Source organism: Bradymonas sediminis, from assembly GCF_003258315.1.
Classification (GTDB): Bacteria; Myxococcota_A; Bradymonadia; order Bradymonadales; family Bradymonadaceae; genus Bradymonas; species Bradymonas sediminis.
Map to the genome: position 1 here is coordinate 2,387,890 of NZ_CP030032.1, position 23,608 is coordinate 2,411,497.

The 23,608-nt window shown below is 62.6% G+C and carries 13 protein-coding genes; 10 read left to right on the top strand and 3 right to left on the bottom strand.

The window, feature by feature from the left end; genetic code table 11:
• Positions 1-573 precede the first annotated feature (573 nt).
• The 10 genes from DN745_RS19310 to DN745_RS09150 all read left to right on the top strand — a co-directional run bounded on the left by DN745_RS19310 (position 574) and on the right by DN745_RS09150 (position 14,162).
• Positions 574-1,668 carry a hypothetical protein gene (locus DN745_RS19310; RefSeq protein WP_162687561.1) on the top strand — a complete coding sequence of 365 codons (1,095 nt, stop codon included), beginning with the start codon at positions 574-576 and terminating at the stop codon, positions 1,666-1,668.
• A 2-nt stretch (positions 1,669-1,670) separates the two neighbouring features.
• Positions 1,671-3,146: a tRNA lysidine(34) synthetase TilS gene (gene tilS, locus DN745_RS09110; RefSeq protein ID WP_162687562.1), complete on the top strand. Its 1,476-nt coding sequence runs from the start codon at positions 1,671-1,673 to the stop codon at positions 3,144-3,146.
• Between the two features lie 452 nt (positions 3,147-3,598).
• Positions 3,599-5,557, top strand: a complete 1,959-nt coding sequence (gene ftsH / locus DN745_RS09115) for an ATP-dependent zinc metalloprotease FtsH (protein ID WP_111334168.1) — start codon at positions 3,599-3,601, stop codon at positions 5,555-5,557.
• A gap of 80 nt (positions 5,558-5,637) precedes the next feature.
• Entirely contained in the window at positions 5,638-6,546 is a 909-nt protein-coding gene (gene folP, locus DN745_RS09120) for a dihydropteroate synthase (RefSeq protein WP_111334170.1), read from the top strand.
• Between the two features lie 202 nt (positions 6,547-6,748).
• Positions 6,749-7,747 carry a diadenylate cyclase CdaA gene (cdaA, locus tag DN745_RS09125; protein ID WP_111334172.1) on the top strand — a complete coding sequence of 333 codons (999 nt, stop codon included), beginning with the start codon at positions 6,749-6,751 and terminating at the stop codon, positions 7,745-7,747.
• Positions 7,747-8,724, top strand: coding sequence for a CdaR family protein (locus tag DN745_RS09130; protein ID WP_111334174.1), 978 nt, complete (start codon positions 7,747-7,749; stop codon positions 8,722-8,724). Before cdaA ends, DN745_RS09130 begins: the two co-directional genes overlap by 1 nt.
• Before the next feature lie 78 nt (positions 8,725-8,802).
• On the top strand, positions 8,803-10,176 hold the full coding sequence (gene glmM, locus DN745_RS09135) for a phosphoglucosamine mutase (RefSeq protein ID WP_111334176.1): 1,374 nt from the start codon (positions 8,803-8,805) through the stop codon (positions 10,174-10,176).
• Positions 10,177-10,445: 269 nt separating this feature from the next.
• Positions 10,446-11,240, top strand: coding sequence for a pyridoxine 5'-phosphate synthase (locus DN745_RS09140; RefSeq protein ID WP_111334178.1), 795 nt, complete (start codon positions 10,446-10,448; stop codon positions 11,238-11,240).
• Positions 11,221-12,876 carry an NAD(P)H-hydrate dehydratase gene (locus tag DN745_RS09145; protein WP_111334180.1) on the top strand — a complete coding sequence of 552 codons (1,656 nt, stop codon included), beginning with the start codon at positions 11,221-11,223 and terminating at the stop codon, positions 12,874-12,876. Before DN745_RS09140 ends, DN745_RS09145 begins: the two co-directional genes overlap by 20 nt.
• Complete coding sequence (locus DN745_RS09150) at positions 12,873-14,162, top strand: hypothetical protein (RefSeq protein WP_111334182.1); 1,290 nt, start codon at positions 12,873-12,875, stop codon at positions 14,160-14,162. The genes DN745_RS09145 and DN745_RS09150 overlap by 4 nt, the downstream gene beginning before the upstream one ends.
• 316 nt (positions 14,163-14,478) lie before the next feature.
• Here the strand turns inward: DN745_RS09150 and DN745_RS09155 are convergent, their stop codons facing one another.
• The 3 genes from DN745_RS09155 to DN745_RS09165 form a co-directional block, all read right to left on the bottom strand.
• Positions 14,479-15,756: an Lnb N-terminal periplasmic domain-containing protein gene (locus DN745_RS09155; RefSeq protein WP_111334184.1), complete on the bottom strand. Its 1,278-nt coding sequence runs from the start codon at positions 15,754-15,756 to the stop codon at positions 14,479-14,481.
• An 80-nt stretch (positions 15,757-15,836) separates the two neighbouring features.
• Complete coding sequence (locus DN745_RS09160) at positions 15,837-19,208, bottom strand: POTRA domain-containing protein (protein ID WP_133621822.1); 3,372 nt, start codon at positions 19,206-19,208, stop codon at positions 15,837-15,839.
• Positions 19,209-19,258: 50 nt separating this feature from the next.
• Complete coding sequence (locus DN745_RS09165) at positions 19,259-23,575, bottom strand: translocation/assembly module TamB domain-containing protein (RefSeq protein WP_111334188.1); 4,317 nt, start codon at positions 23,573-23,575, stop codon at positions 19,259-19,261.
• Between the last annotated feature and the right edge of the window lie 33 nt (positions 23,576-23,608).

Consider the following 23,608-nt stretch of genomic DNA (forward strand, 5'->3'; position numbering starts at 1 on the left):
TCTTCTTGGTATAGGTTTTCTCTTGGAAAACCGTTCCATTCCAGACGATTGCGACTCTGAGGCAATGATCGTTTCTCACCAGTTCTGCTCCATGAGGAAAACCGCTTTATTGCGCGGCTGCATTTCCTATTCCAACTACACCTGCGTCGAGCCTTCGAGCCTCAAAATGAGGCGCGGACTCAATCGATACCGCAGAAGTGCAGCGCAACATACTTAGTCGACTCTATAGCGTCAAGCTACGAGCGCGCTTCGATGCCAGACAGCGCGACGCTCGCTTATAAACAGGTTCATATCGCGAAAGAAAGAAGGTCCTGAACATCCAGATGACTGGTATATAAAGGAGGGATGAAATTGCGGAGGCACTCATCTTACCCTAGTATTCTCAGCGTTCGAGGCTCGCCACGACGCTCCTCGGGATTACAGACACCCCTAATATCGATGAGTTCCATGCAATTTCGCTTTTTATTCAATACGCATTCTATCCGCTCGCGATTCGCCCCGATATTGGGCCCGAAGCGACGGTCGAGGAACCGCCTGGCGAAAGCTGCAGTATTAGTAGGCGTGGGGTTGTGTGTGGGGTCACCGAGTTCGGCGACGGCACAGCAAAGCCCGGGCGCCGAGAACCCGGGTTGGGTGCGGACATTCGACGATGTCAGCGTCCGTCATATCAAGCCCGAAGACCTGCCCGAGGCCAGCGAACCCGGCGCCGCGATCGGCCTGTTGCGAACAAGCAGCAAAGACCTGCCGCGCCACGCATCCCAAGAAGACCTCCAGAAACTCGCCGAGAAGACCAACGCGCGGGTGATGCGAATCGTCGCGGTGCAAATCCCCCCGCGCCCCTATCGCCAGGTGCCGATGTTATTCTTCGGCCACGCGCTCTGGGTCTCACCGCCCGCGCTCCCGGACACGGCAGACACAAACCCAGGCTCCACGACAGACTCGGGCGCAAACCCCGGCCGAGACAGCAATATCAAGAGTCGATATGCCAACCGAGTCACGCGTGGCGCTGCGCGAGAAGACGCCGCCCCGCCCGTGCAAAGGCCCGTGCTTATCTCCTCGCTCGATTGGCTCTCGACGGCCGACCAGGTTTACGCCCTCCCCCACGACATTTCGCTTGATGATGAGAAGAAACAGACCTCGAAGCACGTCAAAAAGGCGGACGACTCGGCGGCGAGTTGGCGCGCGACCCGGCGAAGCCTGGAGCAACTGACCGCGGGGACTGGCGGCGAGAAGTGGCTGAAGAAGCACAAGGATAAACTCATTGAGCTCAGCCCGCTTAACCCCGATCGCCACCGCAACCTGGTCCAATTAAAAAGCGCCGACGCCCGCCTCGCCCCCCCAGCGTCCGGATTTGAGCTCTTCGACACTGCAAATCAGGCGCTCTTTAAACTCTACGGCTACAGCCCCTACGCCGGGAAGTTCTTGACGAATACGATGCTCTACGGGAGTCACCCCGAGAACCCCGCGCTGACCTTCTATTGGCAGACGAATTACGCAGCGATCCTCGGCGCGCCGCTTATCGCCGAAGACGGCAAGCTGGTCTCCATCAATACGACCCAGCACCCCGACGACACCCAGATCTTCCTGTCGGTCCCGACCGATGCGATCGCGAGCTACCTGCGCCAGCATCGCGCGTCAAAGGACGCGAAAGCCGAGGAAAAAGAATAGACGTGAGCGAATTGAGCCTCGAGCTTCGACCCGAACTTGCCGCCGCGGGGATCCTGGTCGCCTGGAGCGGCGGCCTGGACTCGACCGTCCTCTTATATCTATTGCGTGAATGGGCCGCCGAACACGGCGCGCAGCTCCACGCACTCCATATCGACCACCGACTGCGCGCGTCGAGCGGCGAGGACGTCGCGTTCTGTCGCCGGGTGGCCGCCAATTTAGGGGTATCATTTTCGGTCGAGACCCTGGCGGTTAGCGCTGCGGGTTCGACCCAACAGAACGCGCGCGTCCAGCGCTACGCGACCCTGGCGCGCGCGGCGAACCGGCTGGGGCTCGGCGTGGTGGCGACCGCCCACCACGCAGACGACGCGCTCGAGACCGCCCTGCTCAACCTGCGGCGCGGGACATCCAGCGCCGGGTTGAGCTCGGCGGCGCGTGTGGCGAGCGCCCCGATTCCGGCCTGGCCGTGCGATATTCGCCTGGAGCGCCCGATGCGGGGCATCTTTCGGCGCGAAATCCGCGCCTTCGCCCTCGCCAATAAGATCGCGTGGCACGAAGATCCGAGCAACGCGACCTCGAACTATCAGCGCAACCAATTGCGCCACGAAACTCTGCCTGACCTCACGGGCGACGGGCGTTATTCACGAGGCATCCTGCGCTCGCTCGAAAACCTCGCCGCCGAGAACCAGGCCCTCGATGATATCGCAAAGTCGACGCTGCAGGCGGCGACGCTCACGCCTCCGGATGCCGAGAGCGTCGCGCTGCGGGCAGAACCGTTTCACACGCTGCCCCCGGCAATCGTGACGCGCGCCCTGCAACTCGCGGCGCGCCTCTTGCCGACCGAGGTCGGCCTCACCCGGGGCCATCGTGACCAACTCGCCGAGGCCGTCGCGACCGGCGCCACGCTGCGCCTGGACGTGCGCGGCGCGGTGATTCATATCACGCCACGCGCTATTCTTCTCGAAGTTGCGCGCGGGCGCGGCGCCCCACACCTTCACCAGCGCGAGGCTGCAGCTATCCCCCTGAAATTTCCGATAGCCGGCGAAAAATATCCCCTTGAAATCCCCTGGTTCGGAAGCACCTTCGCGTGGCAAAACAACGGGAGCGCTGACGACTTCGCCGTGAACCCGGCGCTCGTCTATGTGTTCGGCGTGCCGAGCGCCGCGCCTGGCACACCGCTTATGATTCGCGGGGCGCGCCCCGGTGATCGCATCAGGATCAGCGGACTCGACGGGCATAAATCGGTCACCGCTCTATTAGCCGAGGCGAATATCCCGGATTTTTTGCGCTGGCGCTGGCCCTGCCTGGTTGCCGCTGACGGGTCGAATTTGGTGGCCTGGGTGTGCGGGATTCGCCACGCCGAGCAACGCGTGGGTGCGGCAGCAGACGCGCGCCCCGCCCATCTTCAGTGGAAGCCAAGGGATGGCTCAATCTTCTCCATGCTTCTTTCGAAAACTTCGCAGCAATGCGATCGACAATAGCGGCCCTAAACTGAGTGGACGAAATTATTTACACTGTGCGTGAAATAATCCAGCAACAACATACCTTTGTTATGGGACGAAGGCAGTACAAGCTGGCGAAATTCAACCCAAGCAATTGCCCGCTGCTCGCCGACGTCCGAAAAACACCTGAAGCAACGGTCGAGCGGTTGAATTGGCCCGCGTGAAGGTGCTATAGCAAAACGTCGGAGCGGACTTTGCGACGCTCTGCCTCTTTAAGACTGACAAAACCAAGTCTCGATGACGCTTGAACCTGTCAACTAGAGCGCAGCGTCGCACTGAGCCTTACCAAACTTCGACCTCAACATTCGTTTTAGAAATTTTCAAATAACTCGGGTTGCTTTTTTCGCCGGTGATTTCGAGAAATCACAACTCGACCGTCGTATAAAAACCAAATCCGCTGCCGAGGACCCAACGTGCTAAACAAAGTTCGGATGCGTGCCTGGATTATCTGGGGCGCCATTGTCATCCTACTCGTGATCGCCTTCAATATACTTACTGACCACAGCGCTGATTCCTCACAGATCAAATTTAGCGAGTTCCGCCAGGCGGCTGCCGCCGGCGACATTAAGTCCGTCGAGTTTAAGGGCCTCGAAGTTAGCGGTGTCTTCAACGAGGACTATGCCGAAGCCGAGCACGGAGGTTCCGCCACGTTTAAAACGGTGGGCCCGGTCGGCGAGGACCTTCAGGATGTGCTGACCGCCAACGGCGCGATTTATAGCTTCGAGAAGGCTGACAAAGACGCGATCTGGCAGCAAATTTTAATCACCCTTATCCCCCTGCTGCTCATCGGCGCGGTCGTCATTTTCTTGATGCGCCAGATGCAAGGCGGCAGCGGCAAAGCGATGAGCTTTGGCAAATCGCGCGCTCGCTTGCTCAATGAGAGCAACAATAAGGTGACGTTTAACGACATCGCCGGCATCGAAGAAGCCAAAGAAGAGCTTCAAGAGATCGTCGAGTTCCTAAAAAGCCCGAAGAAATTCACGCGCCTGGGCGGACGTATCCCCAAAGGTGTGCTTTTGATGGGTAAACCGGGCACCGGTAAGACCCTTCTGGCGCGCGGCGTCGCTGGCGAAGCGGGCGTGCCCTTCTACTCCATCGCGGGTTCGGACTTCGTTGAGATGTTCGTCGGCGTCGGCGCCAGCCGCGTGCGCGACCTCTTCGAGCAGGGCAAAAAGAACGCCCCCTGCATCATCTTTATTGATGAGATCGACGCCGTCGGCCGCCAGCGTGGCTCCGGCATGGGCGGCGGGCATGATGAGCGCGAGCAAACGCTTAACCAATTGCTCGTCGAGATGGACGGCTTCGAGTCCAACGAAGGCGTCATCCTTATCGCCGCCACCAACCGCCCCGACGTCCTTGACCCTGCGCTGCTTCGCCCCGGTCGTTTCGACCGTCGCGTCGTCGTCCCGCCGCCGGACGTGCGTGGACGCAAGCTCATCCTTGAGATTCACTCGCGCCGCACGCCGCTGGCCAAAGACGTCGACCTCGCCGGCATCGCTCGTGGCACCCCCGGCTTCTCGGGCGCTGACCTTGAGAACCTGGTCAACGAAGCCGCGTTGCTCGCGGCACGACGTGGTCAAGACCGTGTCACGCTGGCGGACCTTGAGGACGCCAAAGACAAAGTCATGATGGGCGCCGAGCGCAAAAGCGCCGTCATCAGCGAGGCCGAAAAACGCGTCACCGCATACCACGAGGCTGGCCACGCGTTGGTCGCGATTCTCCAGGATGCCACCGACCCGGTGCATAAGGTCACCATTATCCCGCGCGGCCGCGCCCTGGGTGTCACCCAGCAGCTTCCGGCCGAGGACCGCCACAGCATGACGCGCAAATATGTGCTTCAGCGCCTGGCTGTGATGATGGGCGGTCGCGCCGCTGAGCTTATCGTCTTTGACGAAATCACCACCGGCGCCGGCAACGATATTCAGGTCGCCACCGACATGACCCGTAAGATGGTCTGCGAGTGGGGCATGAGCGACACCATCGGTCCGCTGTCCTATGCCGACGGGGACAACAACCCCTTCCTTGGTGGCGGAGGCGGCCCCACGACCCGTCCCTATAGCGAGGCAATCGCGCAGGATATCGACGCCGAGGTCAAGCGTATCGTCATGGAGCAGCACGATGTCGCCGTGAACCTTCTTCGCGACAACCTCGACACGCTCGAGCTGATGGCCCAGGGTCTCCTGGAATTCGAGGCGCTCGACGCCCCGGAGCTCAAGCTGCTGATGGAAGACGGACACCTGGAAGGCATCCGCAAACGCCGCGAGGAGATAGAGCGCATTCGCACCGCCGACGAGGACGAGCGCACGCCCAAGAGCGGCTTCTCGACCAAGATCAAAGAGAAGAAAAGCCCCGGTGGTCTCGGTACGTTGGCGCCGTCGGCCAACTCCTAATCCCGGCTTGATTCTCAGGTAGTTTATCGACGTGCCGGGGGCTCTTAACCCGCGGCACGTCTTCTTTTTGGTTGAAAAAAATGACGTTTATCGCGCACCCACACCCCCGCCCCACCCCATCTGACCTCTGCGTCGCCGGGCGCACGCTCGCCTTTGGCGAGCGTTTTTATGTGATGGGAATCCTCAATACGACGCCGGACTCCTTCTCCGATGGCGGCCAATTTCTAGACCCACAAGCCGCCATTGAGCGGGGCCTGCGCATGGTTGAGGCCGGCGCGGATATCATCGATATCGGCGGCGAATCGACGCGCCCCGGCGCCGAGGCGGTTGACGCCGACACCGAAATAAAGCGGGTCGTTCCGGTCATCGAGGCGCTCAACCGCCACCTCAATCCCGCGGGGCAGCCGGCCCAAACCCTGCTCTCCATCGACACCTCCAAGGCCCTGGTGGCCGAGGCGGCGCTGGAGGCCGGCGCGAGCATCGTCAATGATATCAGCGGCCTGGGCTTCGACCCACGGATGCCAGCAGTCGTCGCCCGTGCCGGCGCCGCGCTGGTCCTCATGCATATTCGCGGCACGCCGCGGACCATGCAGACCGACACCGAATACGAAGACCTCATCGGCGAAGTTCACGCCTATTTCGTTGAGCGCATCGCGCGCGCATGCGCGGCCGGCGTTCGGCGCGATAAGATCATCCTTGATGTGGGCATCGGTTTTGGAAAAAGCGTCGCCCAAAATTACCAATTGATCCGCGAGCTTCATCGCTTCACCGACCTCGAATGCCCACTTCTACTGGGCTCAAGTCGCAAGAGCTTCCTGGGAGCAGTCCTGAATAAACCCGCCGAAGAGCGCGTCTTTGGCACAGCGGCCAGCGTCGCCTGCGGCCTCTACGCCGGCGCAGATATCGTGCGGGTTCACGATGTCGCCGAAATTTGCGACGTCGTGCGCATCACCGAGGCCATCATCGGAACCCGGGATTCTCAGGGGTAAAACCGGCGCCAAAAATTTATGCCGCCGAGGCCGTTTAAAACTAGTTTTACACTTAAATTGCGGGTATATAATAAACCGACAACCTTCATCCCCACTGCGGAAACTCCGCCAAAACACGCATTAATTGACGAGAAACACAGCACCGCCCCCGCGCCCAACAGACGCGTAACCCGTTGAAATACCGAATGTTCGAGCCTAATTGATGGAGCAAATCCTTGACATATTCCGCATCCACGGATGGACGGATGCGCTGCGCGTATTTTTCGACGTGGCCATTGTCTATTATGTCATCTACCGAATTTTGCTGCTCATCAAAGGCACCCGAGCCGTGCAGATGCTCTTCGGGCTGGTCGTCGTCATCGTGTTCTTCATCATCAGCCAGAAGCAATACCTGAATCTGGCGACCGCGCATTGGTTTATTGAACAATTTATCGCCAACTTCATCATCATTATCGTGATTATTTTCCAACACGATATCCGCCGCGCGCTGGCGCATTTCGGGCGCAGCTCGATGCTCTCGGGCGGCAGCGTATTTGAAGAGACGCAGGTCCTTGAAGAGATTATCAAGGCCTCGGTGATGCTGTCGTCGCGCAAAATCGGTGCGCTTATCGCCATCGAACGCGAAGCCAATCTCGACGACTATACCGAAGAAGGCATCAAGATCGACGCGGTGGTCACCAAAGACCTGCTCTATAGCATCTTCGTGCCCGAGCATCAGAACCCGCTGCATGACGGCGCGCTGATCGTCCAACAGGGACGCGTCACCGCCGCCGGCTGCTTCTTGCCGCTGACCAATAATAACCGCGTCGAGAAGACCCTGGGCACCCGGCACCGCGCCGGCATCGGCCTGAGCGAGGAGACCGACGCGGCCATCGTCATCGTCAGCGAAGAAAGCGGAACGATTTCAGTCGGTTATCGCGGCGAGCTCACCCGCGACCTCGACGCTAACCAGATGCGCGATCACCTTCAGCGCATCTTCAGCGCCGCCCCGCTCAACCAGTCGAGAACGACCCTGGTCGACCGCTGGCGCGACTGGCGCAGCAGCGTCAAGCGGAACGCGGCGCTGCATGCCGCCACCAAGCGAAATGCCCCGGCGACTGACGGAGCGGCCAAATCCTCCGGCACCTCGCCCGATTTGTCGAAGCCGGCCGAGGCAGGCGCCGACGAAAAGGTCAGCGAAACACACGAGGCTACGCACTGATGTTGGAGACCGTCGAGTATATATTGCGTCGGGTTTTTCTGCAGAACCTGCATATGAAGATGGTGGCCTTGCTGCTCACGCTCGCCCTATACCTCTGGGTCAGCGTCGACCGCGAAGTCGAGCGAACCCATTATATTCCGGTGCGCTATAGCGTCCCCGAGCAAATGGTGTTGGTCAACGCCCCGCCGCATAAAACCGGCGTCACCATCCGAGGGAAATGGTCGGACCTCAACCAACTCGACGCCACCAAGATCAAGATGATCCGGGTGACCATCGACGCCGGGATGGGAACCCGCGGCCAGATTCCGCTGTCGGCCGACATGATCGACCTGCCGCCGGGATTGCGCGCCGTCGACATCGAACCCAACTCGGTCCAATTCCGCCTCGAAGAGCGCCGCTCCAAGGTGGTCCCCATTCACGCAAAATTGGTGGGCGACCCCCCCGACGGCTATCGGGTCGGCAAGGTCTCGGTCACCCCGCAGAAGATCACGGTCAGCGGCCCGGAGCAATCGCTGGTCCAACTCACGAAGGTCTCGACCGACCCGGTGGCCATCCAGGAGCGCACCCAATCGTTTGTCGCCGATGCCTACTTGCGCGTCGACGACCCTTTGGTGGAGTATCGCCTCGATAAGCCCGCCCAAGTGTCGGTCGAGATTCTAACCCAGCAAGTCGAGCGCAGCTTCCCGAATATCGGGGTCGAGGCGCTCAACGCAGACAGCGCTCTGGTCAAATCGATCAAGCCCGCCACGGTCACGTTGAACCTGCGCGGCCCGAAGTCGATTATGGATTCCCTGGATCCCGACCAATTACTGGCTTCGGTTGACCTTAAGGGCGTGGCGCCCAAGGACGCACGCACGGTGGAGCGCGAAGTTCAGATTCGCAATATCCCCGGCGGCGTCGAACTTTTAGGCAAGCAGCCCCAATTTTTTCGCGTTTACCTGGCTCCCCGCCCCACCGAAATTGCGGCGGATGACTGAGACCACCAAACTTTAGACTTATCCGGCGCCGCGCATCACGCGCCCCGTAAAACGTCAAATCACACTGAGATCTTCGCTATGACTGAACGCAAACTATTCGGCACCGACGGCATTCGCGGCGTGGCCAACAAATACCCGATGACGCCCGAGATTTCGGTGCGCCTCGGCCAGGCGATTGCCCATCATTTTAAGCAGGACAACCGCCTCAAGCGCGCCCCCGGTCATCACCCGCGCATCCTCATCGGCAAGGACACCCGCCTGTCGGGCTATATGTTCGAGTCTGCGCTGGCCGCCGGCATCACCAGCATGGGCGCCGACGTCCAGCTCGTCGGCCCGCTGCCAACCCCGGCCATCTCCTTCTTGACCACGAGCATGCGCGCCGACGCCGGCATCGTCATCTCGGCCAGCCATAACGGGTTCCAGGATAACGGCATCAAGATCTTCGGCGCCGACGGATTTAAACTCCCCGACGCCGAAGAAGCGTTGCTCGAGCAGATGGTGCTCTCCGACTCGCTCAAGGGCGTGGAATCGGGCGATATCGGCAAGGCGATGCGTATCGACGACGCCGGTGGGCGCTATATCGTCTTCCTCAAAAACACCTTTCCCAAAGAGCTGAGCCTCGAGGGCGTGCGCGTGGTCATCGACTGCGCCCACGGCGCGGCCTACCGCGTCGCACCCGACGTGCTGCGCGAGCTGGGCGCCGACGTCTTTACCCTGGGCAACGAGCCCAACGGTACCAATATCAACTTCAAATGCGGCAGCACGTACCCGGAGGCGACCATCCAGCGGGTGCGCGAGACCCGCGCGGATATCGGCATCTGCCTGGACGGCGACGCCGACCGCGTCATCCTGGTCGACGAGAACGGCGAAGTCGTCGACGGTGACACCATCCTCGCCCTGGCCGCGATGACCATGGCCCAGCAGGGAAAACTCGCAAAGAACACCCTGGTCGCCACCATCATGAGCAATATCGGCCTGGAGATCGCGCTCAAGAAACGCGATATCGCCATGGTCCGCACCGCCGTTGGCGACCGCTATGTGGTCGAAAAAATGCGCGAAGACGGCTTTAACCTGGGCGGCGAGCAGTCCGGCCACCTGATCTTCTCGGACCACACCACCACCGGCGACGGCATGTTGGCCGCCCTGCAGGTGCTCGCCATTTTGCAGCGCGAGCAACGCCCCTTGAGCGAGTTCCGAAAGCTCATCACCCCCTACCCGCAGGTCCTGGTGAACGTCAAAGTTCGCGAGATGCCCGACCTCGCCGAGCTCACCGACTTCCAAAACCACCTCGCGGCGATCGAGGAGAAGCTCGGCGACGAAGGCCGGGTCATCGTGCGCTATTCGGGCACCGAGCCCAAAGCGCGCGTCATGGTCGAGGGCCCCGAGCTCAAGCTCGTCGAGGCATATGCCGAAGAGCTGGCGGGATATCTTCGCCGTGAGATCGGCGTCTGAGTGCCGGTCGCGCGGGCTGCTGACCGGCCCGCGCCCGACTCGCCATCCCCCTAATCTCCGCGATGGCCGGGGGTCCAAACCATGGACCTTCGGCCATTTTGCTTCGCGGCGCTGACCGACTATAGAGTCCATCGCGGGGCATCCTGATCACCTCGTTTTTTCCTCCATTCATGCTATAAGCAACCGCGTATAGGTCGCCCGGCGAGCTCGATATAACGAGCTTCGTTTATCTGATTATTGAACCGTTTTCTTTCGTACGAGAGTCTATCATGCCAAGCATTCGGCCGCGTCTCGGTGTTAATGTTGATCATATCGCAACCATCCGTCAGGCGCGTGGCACGCTTTATCCCGACCCGGTTTTCGCCGCGTCGCTGGCCGAGCTGGCCGGCGCCGACCAGATTACCGTCCACCTGCGCGAAGACCGCCGTCATATCCAGGACCGCGACGTCGAGATCCTCCGGCGCACCGTCACCACTCGGCTGAACCTCGAGATGGCGGCCACCGAAGAGATGCTCAAGATCGCCCTGGATATCCGCCCGGATATGATCACCCTGGTCCCCGAAAAGCGCGAAGAGCAGACCACCGAGGGTGGGCTGTCGGTCGTCGACAATCACAAGCGACTGGCTGAGTATATCGAGCGGGTGCGCGAGACCGGCGCCCATATCAGCCTCTTCATCGACCCGGACCTCGCCCAGATCGAGGCGAGCGCCGACATCGGCGCCGAGATCGTCGAGATTCACACCGGCGACTTCTGCATGGCCGCCGCCGAGTTCACCAATACGAAGGTGAGCTACGAATACGACCGCGATGAAGAGCTCAATAAGCTCATCGTCGGCGCGCGCAAGGCGGCCCAATTGGGCATGACGGTCGCCGCCGGCCACGGCATCGACTATAAAAACGTCCTGGATATCGCGGCGATTCCGGAGTTCGAGGAGTTCAATATCGGCCACGCCATCGTCGCGCGCGCCTCATTGGTCGGCTTCGAGCGCGCGGTGCGCGAGATGATCGACGCGATGCAATTAGGACGAAATCAAGGAACCCCCGATGAAACTCGTCACGCCTGAACAAATGCGCGAGATGGACCGGCGCACCATCGAAGATGTCGGCCTGCCCGGCATGCTCTTGATGGAGCGCGCCGCCCTCGGCGCGGTGCGCGTCGCGCTGCGCACCATCGAAGACGCGGTCGGCTCGCGCATCGCGCCCGCCTCGGCGAGCCGCCCGCGCAGCATCGGCATCTTATGCGGCGGCGGCAATAACGGCGGCGACGGCTTTGCCATGGCGCGCCTGCTCGCCGAGCATCACTACACGCCCGCCATCGTGCTGCTCAGCCCCGCCGCCTCCCTGCCCCCGGATGCCGCGCTAAACCTCCAGATCGCCCAGACCTTGGGCCTGGAGCTGCACGACTTGAGCGCGGTCGCGCCCGAGGACATCCACGCGCGCCTTGAACAAATACGCGACGCGCACCTGCTCAAAGGCGACCTGGTCGCCTGGTGCGACGCGCTCCTGGGCACCGGGCTGGACCGGGCGCCGCAGGGTCGCTACGCCCAGGCGGTCGCGTTCCTCAACGCCGAATACGCCCGCGACTATCCGCGCATCATCGCCGTCGATATCCCCACCGGCCTCAACGCTGCGACCGGACAAGTGCTGGGCGAGGCGGTCCAGGCGCACGCGACCGCGACCTTTGGCTGCGCCAAGATCGGCCAAATGCTCTACCCCGGACGCGCGCTCTGCGGCGCCCTGGAGGTCGTCGAGATCGGCATCCCCCCAACCATCGCCGACCAGGTCGGCTACGCCGGATGCGCGCTGAACGCCGGCTGGGCCAAACACCGCATCGCGCCGCGCCCGCGCGACACCCACAAGGGCTTAAGCGGCAAGGTTCTGCTGCTCGCCGGCAGCGAAGACACGACCGGCGCGGCGCTGCTTGCCGCCCGAGGCGCGCTTCGCTCGGGCGCGGGACTTCTGACCGTGGGCACCCACGCCGATGTCATCCCGCGCATCGCCCAGGCCATCCCGGACGCGATGGCCACCCGCATGCTCGCCCACGTGCCGGACGGAAATTGCGAGGAGCGCCTGCGCGAGCGCTCCGAGATGCTCGACGCCATCGGCATCGGCCCGGGCATCGGCACCTCCGACGGCAGCATGCAGCAGCTCAACGCGCTGCTCGACAGCGAAGCGCCCTACGTCGTCATCGACGCCGACGCGCTGACGGTCCTGGCCAAGGCCTCCGACTATGAACACGTGCGCGCCTTCTCGCTGCCCGACCCTGCGGGTCAACCGCGAGTCGTCCTCACGCCCCACCCGGCCGAGATGGCCCGCCTGAGCCGCTGTCGCATGAGCGATATCCTCGCCGCACCGGTCCAAAAGGCCCAGGAATTGGCCCAAATAACCGGCGCGATCGTCGTTCTCAAATTGGCGAGCACCATCGTGGCGGCCCCCGACGGCGAATTGGCGTTTAACCAGAGCGGCGGCCCGGGCATGGCCACCGGCGGCACCGGCGACGTGCTCACCGGCGTCATCACCGCGCGCCTGGCCGAAACCCACGCCACCGGCGCGGCCACGCGCATCTTCGACGTCGTATGCCTGGCCGTTTACGCCCACGGATTGGCCGGCGAGCGCGCCGCGGCCGAGTTGGGCGTGCGTGGCATGAGCGCAGCTGACCTGGCCCTGCAATTGCCCCGCGTGTGGAAAGATCTGGAATGAAGCACCCGCGCCCCTCAAATGCGGCCGCCGCGGTCCTGTTGACGCTGCTCATGCTCGGCGCGTGCTCGGACGCCTACGAGCAGAGCGGCCCCTCCGATATCGTACTTGAGGGGCAACTCTGCTCGCCGTCCACCCCCGATTGCCCCCGCCTCAAATTCCTGAAACGCCCCAATGAATTGGGCGCCAATCGCCTTGATTTCCGCCTGAGCAACCATGGCGCGCCCGCAACTATCACCGTCATCGCCGCCCTGGAATCCCAGGATGGCGAACCCGACGCGGGCCTCGCCGACGCTGGCCTAACAGACGCCGGCGACCCTGGCGCCGACCCATCCGACGAGCCCAGCGGCGTCACCCGCAGCTACCAACTCGCCCGTGATGAGTCGGTGAGCGACCGATTCGTCCCCGAGGAACTCCTGACGGTGTCGACCTTTGCGCTGATCTTGGACTGCGACGGCTGCGAGGCAACCCTCGACTATGTGCTGGCGACCGAGCCCCTTGAGTGCCGCATCGACAACGACTGCTCGAGCTCCTGGGTCTGCAGCCGCGCCGACGGGCGCTGCGTCGAATGCCTGGCCGACTCCGACTGCAGCAACACCCAGACCTGCGACCTTGGGACCCAGCAATGCACGCCGGTGGACCTCGGCGGATGCTCCAGCGCCCCGACGAGCACACCGCCGGTCCTCCCCGTCGCGATTCTCCTGCTCTTCGCGCTGGGCTTCAAGCTCACCCGAACCGGCCACGACCGCCCCGGCGCGCTCTTTTTGCTCGCCGCCATCGCCACCATCGGCCTGAGCCCAGCCCCCGCCCAGGCCGCCTCGCCCACCGCCAGCGTCCAGCTCGGCGTCGGCCCTCGCCTGCTGACCGGAAAACTCGGCGACGCGACCCTGCGGGGCATCGGCCTCAAAGTCAGCCAGGAGGTGCGCAGCCAATACGTCGGCGGCCAGCTCACCCTTGGTACCAGCTATTTCGTGACCACCCAGGACGGCCCGCCGCTGTCCAACGAACTCCAATTGTATTCGGTCGCCATCGGTCCCCAATTCTACCTGCCGCTGGGCCCCGTAGAGTTCGCCCTGGGCGGCGACTTTCGCCATATCGGCGTCGTGACCAATAGCCTCGTGCGCCTGACCGGCCCCGACCTCAACTACCTGGGCGCCGGCGCCACCCTGCAGGCCCGCTACCAAATCGGCGGCCTCGCCGTGATGCTCGACAGCGGCTTTCACCCGATCTTTGGGCTCGAAAGCTCGCTATTCTCGATGCATATTTCGGTGGGACTGGCGACGGATTGAGCGCCCCGGGCCGCCCCCGGGCGCGCAGCGATTGGGAGCCACTACAAACGCGGGCGGACCCATTGCCGAGGCTCGTCGAGCCTGGGCAGGCGGTGGCGGACCCATTTGCCGAGGCTCGCTGAGCCTCTTTCGGCGGTCGCGGACCGATTTTCGAGGCTCGTCGAGCCTCCCCGGGCGGTCGCGGACCGATTTGCCGAGGCTCGTCGAGCCTCCTTGGGCGGTCGGAGACCGTTTGCGCGCTGATGACGGGGCCCAATGGGTATCTATGGGCCATTTCGGGACAGGAATCGCGAGCCAGGACTCCGGCGCGCTCGCGTTATTCTCCCTCCAAATCCCCACCATATCGCCACCACACAAACCCAAGCCCCAACAAAATCGGCAAGATAAACGCCAGCGGCAGCCAGATATTCTGGTTAAACATCGGCAATAGCTTGAGCGGCAGCAACACCAGGCCGAGGCCCGTGAGCACAATCCACAGCGGGCGAAGCCAGCGACGGGCCGCGGTGGAGCCGATGGCCAGCGCGATGCCCAGCGGCAGCAGCAAGAAGGTCAGGGGGTTTCCGAGCAGGAGGTTCTCGCCGTGGTAGGTCACCGTGTGGTCGGTGATGGCCCACATGACCGCCAGGGCGAGCCCGGGGATGCCGATGACCAGGCCAATGAGCGCGTTATAGAGGCCGAAGGCGACGCGGCGGCCCTTTGAGGTGGGCGCGCCGAAATAGCCGCGGCCAAGCCACGCGCCCAGCGCGCCGAGCAGGATGCCCAGGGCGAGCGCGCCGGGCCAGCGGGTGGGGACCTCCTCGGGGGTGGGCTCGATATCGGCCTCAAAATACACGAGTTCATCGACCACCAGCGGCACCGTCTCGCCGGCCTTATTGACGTATTCGAGCTCCTGGATCACCTCCTCGAGTTCGCCGGGCAAGAACATCTCCTCCCAGCGGGTCACGGGGTCGTCGATATCGTTATTCATCAGGAACATCAGCAGCATCTCGACGGCCGGGTTGCGCGCGGCGTGGCGGCGCGTGTGGTCGCGCAGGGTTTGCCCGGTGGGTTTGGCCGCGGCGGCGCTGAGTTGGCCGTCGATCGCGTGGTCGATCAGGTCGCGAATGCGCGTGGAGCAATTGTCGAAATAATGGTGATAGAGATAGTCGCGGTTGTCCGGGTGGACGTTGACGGCCAGCGCCATCGCGATCTCCTGGCGCACCTCGGGCTCTAAATTGAGCTCCAATACCCGCACGCTTCGGTTCGAGCGCTTATAGAATTCGTAGGTGCGATACACCGGCGCCTCGCCCACCCAGAACCACAGCCGGCCCATGGCGAATTTTGCCAGCATGCCCTTTCCGAAGGAGAACATGCCGTAATTATACATGCGCCGGTGGTTCAGGCGCGGGTCCTCGACCACCATGGCGATATGGCCAAACCAGCTCACGATCTCGTCGCCCGGGCTAAAGATGACCACCTTGATCTTGAGGTCTTCGGGCTGGCTATGCCCGGTCTCCCACGGCGGCGGCGCGGCCGCGGCGGTGGGGAGAAATGACGTCCAGCAAGCGAGGACAAAGACCATCGCCGCGAATATTTTTAGCCAAGCACTTCTCATGATCGGATGCCTTATAAGTTCTCGAATCCAGCGCGCAAGCTGAACCTTGGCGGCTCAAGCCTGCGCTCGCAATAGGATAGTTAAAAAGAATAGCCCAGATTAAAATTCAACGTCCCGAAGCTCTCGCCGGGGCGTCGGTCCAGGACCATGCCATAGTCGAATACCAGTGGAATCTGGTCGACGATGAGATAGCGCACGCCGAGCCCCGCCGCGCTTCGCACCTTCGCGAACGGATGCTCGCCGCCAAACGCGTCCTCATAACAGCCGATGCGCGTCGCGCTATTCTCGGTCGAAGAAAAACAATCCACCAAAAGACCCGCGTCGAAGAAGACCGCGCCATAAACATTTAGTTGGCGAATCAGCGGATAGCGCAGCTCGGCGTTATAATTGATCATAAATTCGCCGCCGCTTGGGACCTCGTTTCGCAGCGGCCCGAGCGCGTCATTGCCGAAGCCGCGCACGCTGCCGCCGCCGCCCAGATGGAAGCGCTCGTCCTCGGTGACCAGGCGGTCGCGCTCAAAGAGCGGAATGATATGCCCGTACCCAATGCCCTGCCCGAGCACCAGGTCGTCGGTCAGGGGCAAATAATAGCTCACGCGCATGAGCAGGCGCAGGTAGGCGTCCGAGATCGCCGACTCGCCGCCCTGGGCAAGCGTGGCGCCCGAGACCAGCGCCGGCTGGGCCTGCACATAATAGCCCTGGCTCGGGTTGAGCGGGCTGTCGCGGCGATCCAGCGTCACCTCGGGGATCAGCTTGCCGGTGACCCGCCGCGGCGAGAAGATGCGCCGCCCGTCAACCGTCGGGTCGGCGGGGGTCCACAGCGCCGCCTGTTTTCCCTCGATGCCAAACGAGACATAGAGGCGCTCGAGCAATTCGCGCAGCTCTTTTCGCAGCCCCAGCCGCAGCCCCCACTCCTCGCGCAGGATATTCTCCTCGCTCACCCCCACCAGGTCGAGCATATAAAAGGGTGAGATGGTCAGCGCCAATTTATCGACGCCGGTCCACCCTTTTAGAAAACGCGGGTGCTCATAGATCAGCTCCGCCCCGACCAGATAATCCAGCGCCTTGACCGGGTCCGCGCTCGCCAGCCCCGCGCTCTCGGTGCCCGCCTGAAATAATTGCAGCGAGTCGAAGGCGCCGATGACCCGCGGGCGAAAGCGCTGCGCCCGCCCGAAGAGGTTATCGTCATTATATTGGGTCTCGCCGGTGACCAGCAGTCGCCGCGCGTCCGAGAGCAGGTCGCGTCCCTCGAACCCAAACTTAAAATCCAGATAGCGGTTGCGGCTCTCCTCGACGCTGATCAGCAGCGCGGCGGTCGCGTTGTCCTGCTCACGTGCCTGACGATCCAGGCCGATCGCCTCGACCGAGACCGAGTCGAAGATCCCCAGCGAGCGCATATTGCCCTGCCCTTTGAGCAGCTCGCGCACGTCGAAAACATCGCCGGTTCGAAGCGGCAATTCCTGGTAAATAAGCCCCGTATTGGTGTTGAAATTCCCCTTGAGCAAGAGCTCACCGACTCGGACAAACGGCCCCTCTTCGATCGTGTGGACCACCCGAACCTCGCCCTGGCGGATGCCGCCACCGGGGACGCATTGCTCCTCGTCGCGAATGCGGGGGCAGACGCGCGTCGCCTCGGCCCCCGAGCTCCACTGGCAGAGCTTGTCGAGGTCTTCCATCGAGGCGGCCACACACCCGGCCGGCAGCCTCGGCGCGTCGCACGGAACCTGCTCCCCGCTGAGCGTGTGGCAGGTCGTCTCGACCTCGGCCAGGGGGTAGCCGTAGGAGGCGTAGAGCTGGACCAGGCGCGAGCGGTCGGCCCGGATTTGCAGCGGCCGCACCGCACCGCCGGAGTGCACCTTCACCTCGGCGTTGAGAATCCCCTCGGTGAGGGTTCGGTTGCCGCGAAAACGCACCTGGCGAACCCGCGCCCGCGGGTTTTCGTCGATATAAATATGGATGCGCATCGCCCCTTTGCCGGGCAATAATTGCAGCTCAAAACGCGTCGCTCGCGCCTGCAAATAACCGCGCTCATGATAATATTGCTCGAGGCGATTCAGGTCATCGAGCAGCTGCTCGCCCTGCAAATAACCGCCCTCAGTGAACAGCCCGAAGGTGCGGGTGCCGAACTCGGCCAGCAGCACCTCGCTCTTAAAATGCCGATTCCCGTGCAGCACGATATCCTCAATCGTCAGCCGCGGGCCGGCGTCGATGTCGAAGATCAACTCGCGGTCCAGGCGGTCGCGCCGCTCCTCGACGCCGCGCACCTGGGCGAAGGGATAACCGCGCGTCTCAAAGAGCTGGCGAATCGCGCGCTCGGCGCGCCGAATCTCTTCGGGGTCCACAAAGCCGGACTCAAAAAACGGCAACTCAGCGCGAAGGTCGTCGATGGGAAACTCAACGTCGCCCCGGAATTCCACCTTCCATTGCGGCCCCTCCGAGACGTCGACGAGCATATCGACGCAGCCGCGCGCCGGGTCTTTTTTAGCCACCCGGCCCACGATCCTCGCCTGAAAAAACCCGAGCTCTCGATAATGCTGAATCAGCGCGTCGAGCCCTTCTTTAAAACGGTCGGTGGTGAACTTCGGCGCGGTGATGCCGAAGCGGCGCACCAAGACCGAATGCCCGGCGAGGAGCTTCTCCTGGGCTGCCTCGTAGTTGAGCGAGCGAAGCCCGCGAAAACCCATCTCGCAGATCTCGAGCTCCTCGCCCTTCTTGATGCGAAAGACGACATCGACCAGATGTTTGTTCCCCAGGACTTCGCGCACCGAGATATTGATCTTGGTGCCAAAGAACCCGAATTTCTCGAATTCGTTGATGAGGGTCCACAATTGGGTCGCGGCCTTCGTCGCGTCCTGGCGATAGGGCTGGGCCTGGCGATAGATCAATAATTTGCGCAGATCCGACTCAAAGGGAGCGCCGTCGACCCCCTTGAACTCAACCCGGCGAATCAGGACCGCCCCGCGCGCCTTAATCTCGAGCGCGACGCCCTGGGCGTCGAGCTCCGAGCTGACGTCCATCTCCTCAAAAAAACCGGTCTGCCCGAGCCGGCGCTCGGCGCGGCGCAGCGCACGCCTGGAAAATTCCATCCCGATATACAGCCCGCTGAGCTCGCGTAATTTCGCCACGCTCACCGGGTTCTGGCAGAGCTCCAGGTCGCAGACCAGATCGATGCGATAGATGCGCTGCCCCGCCAACGCCGCGTCGGCGAGTGCCCTCTCCTCGGCCTCGCCGGCGTCGGAGAGCGCCGACGACACGATCTCATCGGCCATCTTTCGCGCGCTGGTATTGAGCATCTGGCGGCGGGTCGACGGCGCGGCGGCTGGCGCAGCGCCCGACGCCGAATCATCCGCCGACTGCGCGCGCACCTCCCCGCTCAACCCCAGGACGATGAAGGCGGCGAAGAACAACGCGATGAACAGGCCAGCGCGGTATGGAAGAAATCCTCTTTTCAAACGACTCGAATACACCAGAGGGTCGCCGGTTGGGAGTCAACCGGGCTGCGTTAATTCAGCGGAAGTCGATACTTTAGCTTCAAATCCAAAAGAAAATTATTGCTCTCAGTTTTACTGCGCTCGCTCAGCTCAACGGCCCATCGGTCCGACAATTTATATTCGAGTTGATAGCGCTGGCCGCCGGCCGCCTCACTCATGCCGGTGTCGAGCTGAAAATTCCAGCTCAAGCGCTGGCTAAGCCGGTCGCCGATGCGCACCTGGGTGCGCTCCACGCCCGGCATAATCGTGAACTCATTGACCTTCACGACATCCTGAATCTCCTTCTCAATGCGCCCAAGCAGCGGGCCCAGCGCGATCTCAAGGGTCGGGCCGCTGGCGCTGGAGGCGGTCAATTGATCGACCGTACACCCGCTCAGGAGCAAGCTCAAAACGTCGCGTTGGTCGGCGTAGGGGTTACTGTCGAATTGGACATCCAGGTTATCGGCGTAGCCGTTAAGGTGCAGCATAATATGGTAATATTGCTCGCGCGTAGCTCCCAGGTCGCCGCTCAGGGTGAGATCGGTCTGGAACTCGTCGCCAAACGCCTGGTCGCGACACCGGTTGCGGATATCGGCCCCCGCGATCACGTCGACCCACGGATTTCCCATCTCGCCGGCAAAACGCACCGTCCCCGAGCGCACGTCGAATTGCTCCCCCTGAAAGCCAACCTGCCCCGAGATAACCTCGACGTCGCCGGTGATATTCGGGTCGACCAGGGTATCACGAAGCCGCAGGTCCACGCGCAGCTCCAGGTCCAGGTCCAGGCGCTCGATCTGGTTTTGCACCTTAAAGCCGTCGCGCGCCCGCAGCGCCACGTCAAAGCCGATCTTCGAGAGCATCGGCACCTGCTCAAAAATGCTCGCCTCAAAGCGGGTGGTGCGCCGGTCGAAGGCCCCGAAGACCCGCCCGGTGACCTGCTGCTCGATGACGCTGGAGTTGCGATAATAGATGCCGTCCAAAATATCGACGTCCCCGCGCACCATCCAGGTCGCGGGGTCCAGGATATTCTGGGCGAAGAGGCGCAGATCGGTGTCGAAGGTGATATTGGCGGTATCGGGCAGGCGATATTTCATATTGTGGCTCCACCCATGCACCATCAATTGCCCGCGGCGCTCGCCGCGCAGCGCCAGGTTGCCCGTGAGGTTGACCACGCCGCCGAGCCCGCTGCCCACGATCGGGTCATCCTCGTTCACAAAGATCCGGTCGCCGCCAAAATGCACCGTGCCGTCGCCGATATAGATCGGGTCTTCCAGGCCGCGCACCACAAAGCGCGCCCCGCTAAAATCCATCGTGCCATTCGCCCGAAGCGCGTCGACCGGGCCGGCGAAGGTCGCGTCGAGCACCAGCGCCCCGCTCGACTCGACCAGCGCCGGCGGAAAGATCTCGGGCAGCGCGCTGCGCAAGGCGTTGAGGATCGACAGGTCTAATTCACCGTCGAGTTGCAGGTCGAAGACCAGGGGAGCCAGGCTCACCCCACCCCGCGCGCTCAGGTAGCGCTCGCCGCTGCCGATGCGCAATTGCTCAATCGTCAGGCTCTCGCCATTTTCGACCTCGATGATGAGCGGACCGTCGTTCTTTATCGAGCGGCCGATGCTCTCCACTTCGACCTTGCTCATCGTCGCGCGCGCGCGCCAATTGGCGAAGTCCTGGTCCATCAACACCTCGATCACCCCGGTCGCCGAGGCGTTGCTGAGCGCCGCAGTCTGGGTAAACTCGGGCACCAGCGCGCCCAGGTCGAGCTGCTCCATGCCGATGCGCACCGAATACGGCGCGCCCGGCTTTAGCGGAAGTTGCGCGTCCAATGTGACCAGCGGGAACGCCGTGCCGGCAAGGGAGAGCGTGTCGTCGACGGTGGTAAGCACCAAAAAGAGGTCGCCGAAATCGCGCACCCCGACGCCGAGCTCGCCCACAGTGATATGGCCCGAGACGTCGGGCTCATCGAGGCTCCCGGCGCCGTGCAGGCTCAGGGCGAGGGTCCCCTCCGGACGCATCTCCTGGGGCAATAATTTCATCGGGGCAATCGACTCAAATTGCGTCCCGGCCCCCTCCAAATTGAACGCGTATTTACGGTCAAGCCCGTAGCGCCCTGACCCGCGAAACGCCCCGGCTTCTGCCGCGTCCATGACAAACTCATCGACGACGATGGAGCGTCCGTGCTCGGGCAAATCGCGCATCCCGGCTTTGAGATACGCGCTCGGAATCGACTGCCCGAAGACGCTGGCCCGGTTCAGACCGGCCACCAGATCGACTTCGGGTTTCTGCAGCGTCCCGCGCAGCTCTCCCTCGGCAGATAACGCCCCCGACACCGGAACGCGCCCAACCCCGGGCATCTGAATCGCCCCGGTCAGCCGGTTAAACGCGCCAATATCAATCGCGTCAGCCTTAAACTCCAAATGCGCCGGCTGAATGCGGCGAAGCGCAAATACCGAGTCGTATTTACCCTTCTGAAGAATCCCAGGCGTCGGCGGGTCAAGCACATCCATCCAACCCGACAGCGACGCCCCGCCCACACGCGTCGCCAGCTGCGCCTCGTGGAAGCGCAGCCGCCCCCGGTCGAGCTCAACCCGAAGGCGCAGGTCATCCGCCGCGATCTTCGTGCCGGGGAAGCGGATCGGCCCGCCCTTATTGCTCATCGTCATCATCGCCTGGGGCGTGGCGAGCGGGCCGGTAAAGTCGAGTTTGACATCGACGGCCCCTTCGAGCCCGTCGAGCCCATAGAGCGCCCCCCAGGGACCGACGTCCGAGATCTCGCTCGTAATCCGCACCGGACGCCCATCGGGCCCCGCCTCAAAGGTCATCGTCGGGTAGGCCAGGCGCAGGTCTTCGACCCAGACCGGCTCACCGTCGAGCATGACCTTGCCCTGCGGCACCACGACGCGGGCGAAGTTCACCCAGGTCGTCCCACCTTTTTTGATGGTCGCGCGCGCCGCCGGCACGAGCTCACGATTGGCGCGCTGGAGCACCCAATCCTCGGTCACCTTCAGGTCGGCTAACTTGCGCGCGGCGAAATCGCGCATGCGGTAGGGGTCGGTGGGCGACGGCTCTTCGGGGAAAAACGGCACCGCCCCGTCGACCTGAAAACCACCCTTAGCCTTGCCGTCCAAAAACGACAGGTCGACGTCGAAGTCCTGCAAGAGCGAGCGCGGATTCACGTTCCAAAAATGCCCCGCCGCGCCGTAGCGAACCTCGAAAATATTGACGTACGCCTTGGGCACCACGATCTTCCCGCCGTGCACATCGGCGCTGACATCGTGCATTAAGACCCACTCATTATGAAGCTCGACCCTGCCGCGCACTTCCTCGAAATGAAGGCCCGCGCTTTCAATCTTGTCGGCGTAAAGCTCCGCCCCGCCGTCGATTTTCTTGAGCGTCCCGCGCACCGCCACGTCGAATTGTGGCACCGAGAAATGCACCGCGTCACCGATAAAATACTGCGCCAGCGGGCTCCAAAACGCCACGCTCGCCGTGGCGCTGGCGTCGTAAACCATCGTCGGCGTGTCGGGCCCGTCGCCGCGGGGGAAGTTCATCCGCCCCTGCGCCTGCAGGTGCACCCCGTGGCTGAACATCGACACGCTCTCGACCCGAAATCCGTCGTTGGCCCAGCGCCAATTGCGCATCTCGGCGTCCTCGACGCTGAACTCCCAATCCCCCCGCTCCTCGCTCATGCGGATGAATTCATGGTCGAAGTGGAAGTTGATCTTGGGGAGCTTCAGATAATCGATGCCCATCAAGATCGTCTGCGGCTCGATCGCGACCGACGCGTCCACCACGTTGACGCTGGGCACGTCGAATTTTAGCCCGTCCCGCTCGAAGGTATATTTGGAATCGATGATCTCGATGGCCGCAAACTCCACCGACAAACCGCCCTCTTTTTTGGGCTTATCTTCCTTCTCACCGGTCATCCCAAGCGCCTTAAACAGGCCCATCGTCCCGGAGTCGTCGAAGATCGTGCGCACATGCGCGCCGCGCACCCGCGCGTCGGCGACCGACAGCCGGCCCGCCAAAAGAACCAGCGGGTTCAGCGTGGCGTGGACCTCCTCCACGTCGATCACCGGCTCGCCCTCGGGGGTCTTTAGAGACCCGCCAAAGACGTGCACCCGGGTCAGCGTGGGGTCAACCGCCAGCGCGTCGAATTCAAATTGCCCCTCAAGTTGCTCGTGCAAGATTTGGCTCAGCTCTGCGCGGAACCACGCAGAGTTCGCCCCGAGGTAGACCACCGCATACAGAGTCACCAGGAACGCCAAAGGCACCAGGAAGATCAACGGGATCTTCACATGACTTCGGAATACCTTAAACTCGATCTCGTCGGCGAGACCACTCAGCGGCATAATATCGGCCCGCTGAAGCTGTGTTGGTGAATT